The 9,434-nt window shown below is 64.3% G+C and carries 6 protein-coding genes; 1 reads left to right on the forward strand and 5 read right to left on the reverse strand.

Annotation, left to right across the window (positions count from 1 at the left end; all coding sequences use genetic code 11):
- The 5 genes from VIM95_RS10095 to VIM95_RS10115 all read right to left on the reverse strand — a co-directional run.
- Positions 1-2,333, reverse strand: a 2,333-nt coding sequence (locus VIM95_RS10095) for a retention module-containing protein (protein ID WP_331985217.1), incomplete at its 3' end; no start/stop codon positions are given.
- A gap of 522 nt (positions 2,334-2,855) precedes the next feature.
- On the reverse strand, positions 2,856-3,479 hold the full coding sequence (locus VIM95_RS10100) for a response regulator transcription factor (RefSeq protein WP_331985219.1): 624 nt from the start codon (positions 3,477-3,479) through the stop codon (positions 2,856-2,858).
- A complete protein-coding gene (locus VIM95_RS10105) occupies positions 3,476-4,867 on the reverse strand; it encodes an HlyD family type I secretion periplasmic adaptor subunit (protein WP_331985221.1) in 1,392 nt (463 codons plus the stop codon). Before VIM95_RS10105 ends, VIM95_RS10100 begins: the two co-directional genes overlap by 4 nt.
- Positions 4,864-7,047 (reverse strand): type I secretion system permease/ATPase, encoded by a 2,184-nt coding sequence (locus tag VIM95_RS10110; protein ID WP_331985223.1) that lies wholly within the window; start codon positions 7,045-7,047, stop codon positions 4,864-4,866. Before VIM95_RS10110 ends, VIM95_RS10105 begins: the two co-directional genes overlap by 4 nt.
- 167 nt (positions 7,048-7,214) lie before the next feature.
- A complete protein-coding gene (locus VIM95_RS10115; RefSeq protein ID WP_331985225.1) occupies positions 7,215-7,532 on the reverse strand; it encodes a hypothetical protein in 318 nt (105 codons plus the stop codon).
- Between the two features lie 150 nt (positions 7,533-7,682).
- Between VIM95_RS10115 and VIM95_RS10120 the strand changes: the two genes are divergently transcribed.
- Positions 7,683-9,434, forward strand: a 1,752-nt coding sequence (locus VIM95_RS10120) for an IPT/TIG domain-containing protein (RefSeq protein ID WP_331985227.1), incomplete at its 3' end; no start/stop codon positions are given.

The raw sequence follows: 9,434 nt of genomic DNA on the forward strand, positions 1-9,434 counted from the left end.
GCATTGATCACATTGTCGCCGGTCACCGCGTCGAGCGTGATGGTGGGGACCGGTGCTGCATTGCTGACGCTATAGCCTTCGCTGGCGGTCGCGCTGGCGCTATTGCCCTCGCTATTGGTGGTGGTGACCGAGGCCTGCACCTTGTGGCTGGGGTCTGCCGCCAGATCGGCGCCGGCGACATTGATACTGAAGGTGTGGCCGGCCTGCACGGTGCCGCTGTAGCTGTGGCCATTGACGGTCAGGGTGACGGTGTCACCCATTTGCACGTCGCCGCCCACGGTACCGGTGATGGCGATGTTCTGGGTGGCCTCGGTCGCGTCGATGACGTCGTCGGCGGTGATATTGGCGTCCAGCGTAATGCTGGCCGTCGGGTAGTCTGGCACGGCGCTGACACCGATCTTGATGGTGATGGTGTCGGTGCCACCCTGGCCATCGCTGACCACGGCCTGGAAGCTGTCCGGGCCGTTGTAGTTGGCGCTGGGCGTGTAGGTCCAGCTGCCATTGCTGTTGAGCACCAGGGTGCCATGTGCCGGGCCGCTGCTGAGGCTGTAGCTCAGTGCGTCGCCATCGGCGTCGCTGGCACTGAGCTGGCCATTGAGCGGCGTGTCTTCGGGGGTATAGACAGTCTGGTCCACGCCTACCGGGGCGTCGTTGGCCGGGGTGATGCCGATGGTCACGGTGGCCGTGGCGGTGCCGCCATGGCCATCGCTGACCACGACCTGGAAGCTGTCGCTGCCGTTGTAGTTGGCGCTGGGGGTGTAGGTCCAGCTACCGTCGGTGGCCACATTGACGCTGCCGTGGGCCGGGTTGCCGCTGAGGCTGAAGGTCAGCGCATCGCCATCCACATCGGTCGCTGCGAGCTTGCCGCTGACCGGGGTGTCTTCAGGCGTGCTGACCGATTGGCCGCCGGCCAGGGGTTGGCTGTTGCCGCCGACAAAGATGGGTGCGTCGTTGACCGGGGTGATGCCGACATGGATGGTGGCGGTGGTGGTGCCACCCTGGCCATCGCTGACCACGATCTGGAAGCTGTCACTGCCGTTGTAGTCGTGGCTGGGGGTATAGGACCAGCTGCCGTCGGCATTGACCGTTACGCTGCCATGGGCGGGCTCGCTACCCTTGCTGAAGGTCAAAGGGTCGCCGTCCACGTCGGTGGCGTGCAGGGTACCGTTGACGGGGGTGTCTTCCAGCGTGACCACATGCTGATCATTGCTGGTGGGGTTGCCATTGCCGTCGACCAGCACCGGGGCATCGTTCACCGGGGTGATGCCGACGTTGACCGTCACCGTGGTATTGCCGCCGTGACCGTCGCTGATCACCACGGTGAAGCTGTCGCCGCCGTTGTAGTCGGCCTTGGGGGTGTAGGTCCAGTTGCCATTGGCGTCCACCACTACGCTGCCGTGGGCCGGTTCGCTGCCCTTGCTGAAGGTCAATGCATCGCCGTCGACATCGCTGCCACGGATGGTGCCGCTGACCGGAACGTCCTCCTGGGTGACGACGTTCTGGGTATTGCCGATGGGTTGGCCATTTTCGTCGACACGCACCGGCGCATCGTTGACCGGGTTGACCGTCAGCGTGACATTGGCGCTGGAGGTCTGGCCAATGGCGTCACGCACGGTGTAATGGATGGTGTCGGTGCCGTTGTAGTTGGCTGCTGGGGTGTAGGTCAGAGTGCCGTCCGGGTTGACCACCACGCTGCCGTGCTCGGCCACCGGTTGGCCGACGACGGTCAGGGTACCGCCGTTGGGGTTGCTGTCATTGCTGCGTACGTCGAAGGTCAGCGGCTGGTCTTCGTCCAGCGCGTAGCTGTCGTCCTTGGCTTCGAGTGGCTGCAGGCTGCTACCGCTCGAGGTATCGGCCTGGCTGCTTGCCGTGCTGGTCGAGAAGACGGCGGGCGGCACGCTGCCGTCGACCGGCTCGCTAACGCGCAAGAGGCGCACAAAGCCGTGTGCATCGCTGGCATCGCCACCGGTAAGGCCGGCTGCGGTCGGGTCCAGCTCCAGCGACAGGTCGCGCCCTTGGTTCAGTGCCTGCAGCAACTGGTCTGGGCTGCTATCGAGCAGCTTGAGCGCAGCTTCGCTCGCATCCACCGGAGCGTTGCCCAGCAGGTTGGCATCCACCAGCAATTCGCGGCCGGCGGCCACCGCCAGCATCTGACCATTGGGCAGGCCCAGTTCCAGCTGGCTGCCTGCCTCGGTGATCAATACCTGGCCAGTCTGCACCTCGTCACCCGGCTGTAGCGCGCGGCGCTGCCCTTGCGCATCCAGCACCCAGGCGTGGCCTTGCAGGGTGACGACGGTACCGTGGGCGACGACGGTGCTTTGCTGCTCAGCCATGGGGAACTCCTGGACGCAATAAGGGCAATGGCGGCGATGCTAACAAGCTGCCGAAGCGCCCGATATTGTCCTTGAGTACAGGTAGCGCCCCGGGGATATCTATGCCCAGGAAGATTTGGCTTTAGGGAATGAGTCGAGGCTAGTGCTCAGGACGCTGACGAGCGTCAGCGAGGCTCCCTCGCTGCGGCGAGGGCGGGGGGAGTGGGGGATATAAAAGCGAGGCACGCTTGATCACCCTGTGCCAGTTAGCGCCCGGCTTTGCCGGGCGAAGCGCTGCTGCTGGAAAATACTCTGCAGTAAATCCGTGACCCTCAGCGAGGTTCCCTCGCTGCGGCGAGGGCGGGGGGAGTGGACTAAATCAGGGAAGGGCCGCGGCTTCAGTTCTCACTGCGGGGCAACGCCCGGGTGAGCGAAGTCGTTGCCACCTTTAGGTGGCTTACCACTTCGGCCTGCTCCTTGCGGGTATCCCCAGGCGCTTAATTGTGCGTATGTCTGGTGCGCCGCCTATACAACCCCAAGGCCCTAACTAATGCCGTGCACCCTGAGCGCCAGCTGCAGCCGGTCGCTGACATTGAGCTTGCCAAAAATGGCGGCGAGGTGGGCCTTGACGGTCCGCTCGGTGATATCGCAACGGGCCGCAATATCGCGGTTGGAGGCGGCGTTGGCTGCCAGTAGCGCAATCTCCCGCTCCCGCTCGGTCAGCCCTTGCGCCCAGTCCTCGGCTGGTACCGGCGGCGCGGCGCGGCGGGCGCTGCCTAGCATCTGTTGCATCAGTTCGCGTCCCACCCAGACATTGCCGGCGCTGACGACTGCCTGAACCTGCTGTAGGGTCTGGCTGTCGGAATAGGCGTGGCAGTAGCCCACGCAACCGGCTTCAAACGCCTGTTTGGCCTGCGCTTCGTCGGGTCGGGAGTGGGTGAATACCAGCCGGCAGCGTTGCGACCAGCTGCGCCAGCGTACGTCCGCCCAGCCTGGCAGGTCGGGTAGGACCCCATCCAGCCAGATCAGGCTGCCTGCGGTTGGGGCTGCCTGGGAGAGTGCCTCGAAAGATGGCAGGAGGATGGCGGGTTGGGGGGCCAGGCTCTGCTGCCAGTGACGCAGCAGGCCCGGATCGTGGCTGACAAGGTAGAGAGGGGACAAACTCATCGTTCGGTCAGGGAGTTGGCCTTGGCACGCAAGATGGGTTTGAGCAGATAGGACAGGATGGTCTTCTTGCCGGTCAGGATATCCACCTCGGCCACCATGCCGGGGATGATGGGCAGCTTCTGGGCTCCCAGGCTGCTGCTGACGGTGCGCACCTTGACCAGGAAGAAGGCGTTGCCCTTCTCGTCGGTGACCGTGTCGGCGCTGATATGCTCCAAGGTGGCCTCCAGGCCGCCATAGGTGGCGAAGTCGTAGGCCGTGAACTTGACCAGGGCGCGTTGGCCGGGCCGCAGGAAGGCGATGTCCTTGGGCAGGATGCGGGCCTCCAGCAGCAGCGCGTCGTCGGTCGGCACGATCTGTACCAGGTCTTTGCCCGGCTGCACCACGCCGCCGACGGTGTTGACCAGCAACTGCTTGACGGTACCGCGCACCGGCGAGCGGATCTCGGTCTGCTTGACCTTGTCCTTGAGCGCCAGACTGCCCTCCGAGAGCGTACCGAGCTTGGCATTGGTCTCGCTCAGTTCGGCGCTGGCCTGGTTGCGGAAGGCCAGCTCGACCTCCTGGATCTTGCGGTTGGCCTCGCCGATCGCGGCCTGCAGACGGGGGATGTCGGCATTGGCGCTGTCGCGCTCGCCACGGTAGCGGGCCACGTCGCGCTCCAGCCGCAGCAGTTCCACGTCCGATACCGCGCCGGTCTTGGTCAAGGGGCGGGTCAGCTCCAGTTCCTTTTGGGTCAGCTCATAGCTGCGCGCCGCCTGCTCGCTGCGGGCGCGCACGCTGGCCAGTTCCTGGCTGCGTTGGCTGGCCTGCTGGCGGGCGACACCCACGCTGGCCTCGAGTTCGGCCTTGCGCGATTCATACAGTGAGCGTTCCTGCGCCACGATGTCCGGTGCGCTTTGTTCGGCTTCGGCCTGCACCACGAAGGGGCTGCCGTCCGAGAGGGCCTTCAGCCGAGCCGCTTTGGCCAGGAGGGCGACATACTGGGCCTGGTTCTCGCGCAGCGAGGATTCCATCCGTACCGGGTCGACCTTGAGCAGCAACTGGCCGGAGGCAACCGACTGTCCTTCGCGCACCAGGATCTGCGACACCATGCCGCCGTCCAGGCTCTGCAATACCTGCACCTGGCGGGATGGGATGACCTTGCCCTCGCCGCGGGTGGTCTCGTCTATACGGGCAAAGGCTGCCCAAAGCAGCAGTACCAGAAAGGCGGCCGCAGTCAGCCAGACCAGGGTGCGGGCGCCGCGTGGGGTCTGTTCGGCAATGGCCCAGTGTGCTTGGGTGTCGAAGTCGGCGTCGGCCTCGTTCGGGTCTGGCGCCAAGGCCTTGAACAGCCGATCGAGCTGCGCCGAGCAGCGCTGGTAGAAGCGTGTCCAACGGGCTGGCAGGCTCATGGTGCCCTTCCGATACGACCGGCTTGCAGCGCCTCGACCACCTGTTCCTTGGGGCCATCGGCCATGATCTTGCCGTTGTCGATCACGATCAACCGGTCCACCAGGTCCAAGAGCGAGGTGCGATGGGTGACCAGGACCAGGGTCTTGGCGGTGGCGTACTGGCGCAAGCGGGCCTTGAGTGCATCTTCGCTCATGAAGTCCATGGCGCTGGACGGTTCGTCCAGCAGCAGCATGGGTGGGTCATTGAGAAGGGCGCGGGCGATGCCGACTGCCTGGCGCTGGCCGCCGGAGAGCGATTCGCCTCGCTCGCCGATAGGCATGTCAAAGCCGCGTGGGTGCTGGTCGGCGAACTCGCGCACGCCTGCGATCTCGGCTGCCGCAAGGATCTTCTGGTCATCGGCGAAGGGCGCACCCAGGGCGATGTTTTCCTTCAGCGAGCCGTAGAAGAGGTTGATGTCCTGCGGCACGAAGCCGATTGCCCGGCGCAGCTCCGCGGGGTCGATCTGGCGGGCATCGATGCCGTCTATCATCACGGCACCACCGCTGGGTTGGTAGAGACCCAGCATCAGCCGCTGTACGGTGGACTTACCCGAACCGACCCGGCCGATGATGGCGACCTTCTCACCCGGGTGGATCTTGAAGGAGATATCTCGCAGCGCCAGGTCTTCGCGGCCGGGGTAGTGGAAGCTGACGTTCTTGAACTCGATCCGGCCCAGAAAGCCGCTGCGGTGCAGAAAGGCCGACTCGTCGGGGCGTTCTGTCGGCGTCTTCATATGGTTCTCGACCGAGGCAAGGCCGCTGCGGGCCCCCTGGTACTGCATCATCAGGCCCGCGACCTGACCAAACGGCCCCATCACGCGGCCAGCGAGCATGGAGGCGGCAATGATGCCACCCATGCTGACCTGATGATCGAACAAGAGGTAGACGCCGGTGATAACCACCACCGTAGTCACCAGCTGCTGCAGGGTGCTGACGATATTGATCGTGCCTGAAGACAGCAGCTTGAGGTAGGAGCCCTTCTGCGCCAGGAAGACGGTGGCACTTTCCCATTTACGCTGGAAGCTACCTTCGGCGACCATGAATTTGATGGTCTCAAGTCCGACCAGGCTCTCCACCAGGGTGGCGTTGCGCTGGGCGGCCGCACGGGCGGTCAGGTCCACCAGTTCATGCATCTTCTGCTGTGCCACGGCGGCGGTGATCACCAGGAGGGCGATACCGATCAGCGGTGGCAGGATCAGCCAGGGAGATATCCACACCAACACCAAGAGGAAGATCAGCACAAAGGGCAGGTCAACCAAGGCGGTGACGGTGGCCGAGGCGATAAAGTCGCGTACTGATTCAAAGGCACGCAGATTGGCGGCGAAGGAGCCGACCGAAGCCGGCCTGTCCGAGAGCTTGAGGCCCAGGACCCGCTCCATGATGCGGGCCGACAGGGTGACGTCGATACGCTTGCCGGCAGTATCAAGAATGTAGCCGCGTACGATACGCAGGGCGAGATCGAAGCCCATCATCAGGAAGACGCCCAGGGCTAGCACCCATAGCGTTTCCTCGGCCCGGTTGGGTACCACCCGGTCATAGACGTTCATCGAGAACAGCGGCGTTGCCAGCGCGAACAGATTGATCAGCAAGGCGGCGATCAGGCTGTCGCGATAGAGACGCCAATTCTGGAACACCACACCCCAGAACCAGTGGCGGTTGCGGACCTGCTCAGCCTCCGGTGTGCGCTGATCGAAGTGGAAGACCGGGCGGATGAAGAACACCACGCCGGTATAGAGCGCTTCCAGCTCCTCCCGGCTCAGGATGTCGGACGATTGGCCGCCTTCGGGATAGCGGACCCGCGCCTCCCCGGTGGGCAGCCATTCGAGCAGGATGCAGGCGAGCTTGCCCCTGAGCAGCAGCACTGCCGGCAAGAGGCCTGGCCGGATCTGGTCCAGCGAGCGGTTGACGATACGGGCGGTCAGCCCGGCCCGCGCTGCGGCGCGCGGAACCAGGGCGGGCGTAAGTACATTGTTTTCCAGCGGCAGGCCGGCGGAAAGGGCCTCGTGCGTGGTATGGATACCGAAGATGCGGGCGATCATCACCACGCAGTCGAGCAAGGGGTCGAAGCGGGTCTGGTGTTCCCCGACACGCCAGGCGAAGGAGTCGGCTAGTTCGGCATCGCTAAGTGGAGTAACGGGCATGTCGGGCTAGATTTTCCTTGCTGGGACGGGCAGGGTAGCGCCTGTAGTAGACAACGATTATGCGGCCAAGGGTAATGGCCGTTTCAGGTGCTTGCCAAGCCCCACGTGACAAGGGGGTAATCGCCTTTTCCGGCTACCGGGGCTTATCCACATCGCGTCGATGGCGCTCAGATGATCATGCGATCATCGCCGAGCAGTTGCAGCGCTTCCTGTAGCTTGTTGCGCATACCTTTGCGTGCCATCAGCTTGCGCTGCGCAGGCGGTGGTAGATCAGTCAATTTTATGACATTGTTCTTTATGAGTGTGTCGATCACATCTTCGATCACACGCACGAAATCGGCGTCCAGCGCGTCGAAACCGGTGTCGGGTTGGGCAAGGAACTGGCGGACTTCGGGCGAATCGGGTTCGGCGACCTCGTCGCCGGGACGCGGTTCACGCGAGATGGACTGGATGCGTCCCTGACTATCTCGGCTAATGTAAAGCATGCCGGTGCTCCTCCTAGTAGACTGGCATTCTAGCCATGCTGGCGAGATCGCCACAACGCGCCGCGGCTGTTTGCGCGCGGCGACTGGACTGAGGCCAGGCATACGGCTGACTCTGTTTTTTCAATTGGATTATCGGATATGGTTCCTGATATGCGGCGTCTTTACTCATACCTATTGCTGTTGGGCAGCCTTCTGCTGCTGGCCGCCTGTGGCGGCGGCGGGGGAGGGGGCGGCAGTACGGCCACCCCCGCGGTTCCACTTACCATTGCTACCGTCAGCCCGCTGTCCGGGGCTCCCGGCGCCAGCCTGACGGTGACCGGCACCGGCCTTAGCCGGGTGACCAGTGCCCGCCTGGGTGGGGCGACCGCCACCTTCACCATTCAGTCCGATACTAGTTTGCAGGTGGTCATTCCGACTGCCGCCGTGACCGGCGTGTTGGAATTGTCCGGTGGTGGTTCGGCCGTGCAATCCAGCCAGACGGTGACGGTGGAGGCGCCGACGGTGACCAGCATCACCCCCAGCAGCGTGGTGCCGGGTGGCCGCATCGTGCTTGCCGGCAGCTACCTCGATCAGGTTGCCTCGGCGCGGCTTGGTACCGTGGCGCTCAATATCGTGGCCAAGTTGCCCAATAGCCTGACCCTGGATGTGCCCAGCAATGCCCTCAGCGGCTTCCCCGTGCTGGCCTTGGCCAATGGCAGTGAGCGGCAGAGTGCGGTGGCGGTGACGGTGCTACAGCCGCTGGCGGTGACCGCCATCAGCCCGGCTGCCGGCATCGTCGGTGCCACGGTGACTTTGACCGGCAACGGCCTGGATCGGGTCGACCAGGTCTTCTTCGGCGCAGCCGCTGCTGCACCGACCGCCAGGCAGAATAACCAGCTGACCGTGGTAGTGCCGGCAGGCGCCAGCACCGGCACGCTGCGCCTGGTAGCAGCAGACAGCTCGCTGACCACCACGCAGAGCTTCCGTGTTGCTCCGGTCATTGCCGTTAGTGGCATGACCCCGACCTCGGGCCTGGCAGGTAGCACGGTCACCATTACCGGTAGCGGCTTTTCCGAAGTGACTGGTATCGCCCTGGCCGGCGTGAATGTCACGATCTCCAGCCGCAGCGACACCCAGTTGCAGTTCACCGTCCCCACCGGTACCAATGGTGGCGCGGTGACGCTGAGTTCGGCCACCCAGGCCACGGTGACCGCCGGCAGCTTCTCGGTCACCAGCAATACGCCGGCCACGGTGGCGCGGATCGACTTTGTGCAGACCTATTCGCAACAAGCCAATGACAACTACCAACGTCTGGCGCCCGGCAAGCCTGCCTTGGTGCGGGCCTATGTGCTGGGTAGTGGTGGTTCGCCGGGGGTGACTCTGGTGGTGCGCAACGGCAGCAGCGTGGTGGCCAGCCTGCCCATGAACGGCCCCACCGTGCTGCCCAGCAGCCAGCAGCCTTATGACCTCTCGCAGACTTTCTACGCCACCCTGACCAGCAGCCAGGTGATCAGCGGCCTGAACGTCACCGTCACTGTGAACCAGAGCGGCGGCGGCTCGCTGAGCGCCACGCCGGTCATGGGTACGGCGACCAATCTCAAGCTGGTGCTGGTGCCTTTGCAGGCCGGTAGTACGGCAGCCATGCTGCCGACTATCAGTCAGGTACGCAAAGCCTTGCTGCGGACGCTGCCATTTGCCGATGCTTCGGTACAGATCGACACGCGTGCAAACTATACGCTGAGCTCGATCAGCGCGCCGCCCTTGAGCGCCGACGATTGGCCCAAGATACTCAGCGAGGTGGAGGACCTTCGTGGCCAGGAAGCACCGACCCGGCACTACTTCGGCTTTGTGCCTCGACCCAGCCTGACGGGCGCACAGACCGTGGGCCTGGGTTACCAGAATGGCCCGGGCTTCCTGCGCGCC

It is taken from the genome of Chitinimonas sp. (genome assembly GCF_036568685.1).
Classification (GTDB): Bacteria; Pseudomonadota; Gammaproteobacteria; order Burkholderiales; family Chitinimonadaceae; genus Chitinimonas.

Excerpts from the sequence above, each read along its gene's own strand:
- VIM95_RS10115 (WP_331985225.1), bottom strand. The coding sequence starts at position 7,532 with ATGCTTTACATTAGCCGAGATAGTCAGGGACGCATCCAGTCCATCTCG.
- VIM95_RS10110 (WP_331985223.1), bottom strand. The coding sequence starts at position 7,047 with ATGCCCGTTACTCCACTTAGCGATGCCGAACTAGCCGACTCCTTCGCC.
- VIM95_RS10100 (WP_331985219.1), bottom strand. The coding sequence starts at position 3,479 with ATGAGTTTGTCCCCTCTCTACCTTGTCAGCCACGATCCGGGCCTGCTG.
- VIM95_RS10105 (WP_331985221.1), bottom strand. The coding sequence starts at position 4,867 with ATGAGCCTGCCAGCCCGTTGGACACGCTTCTACCAGCGCTGCTCGGCG.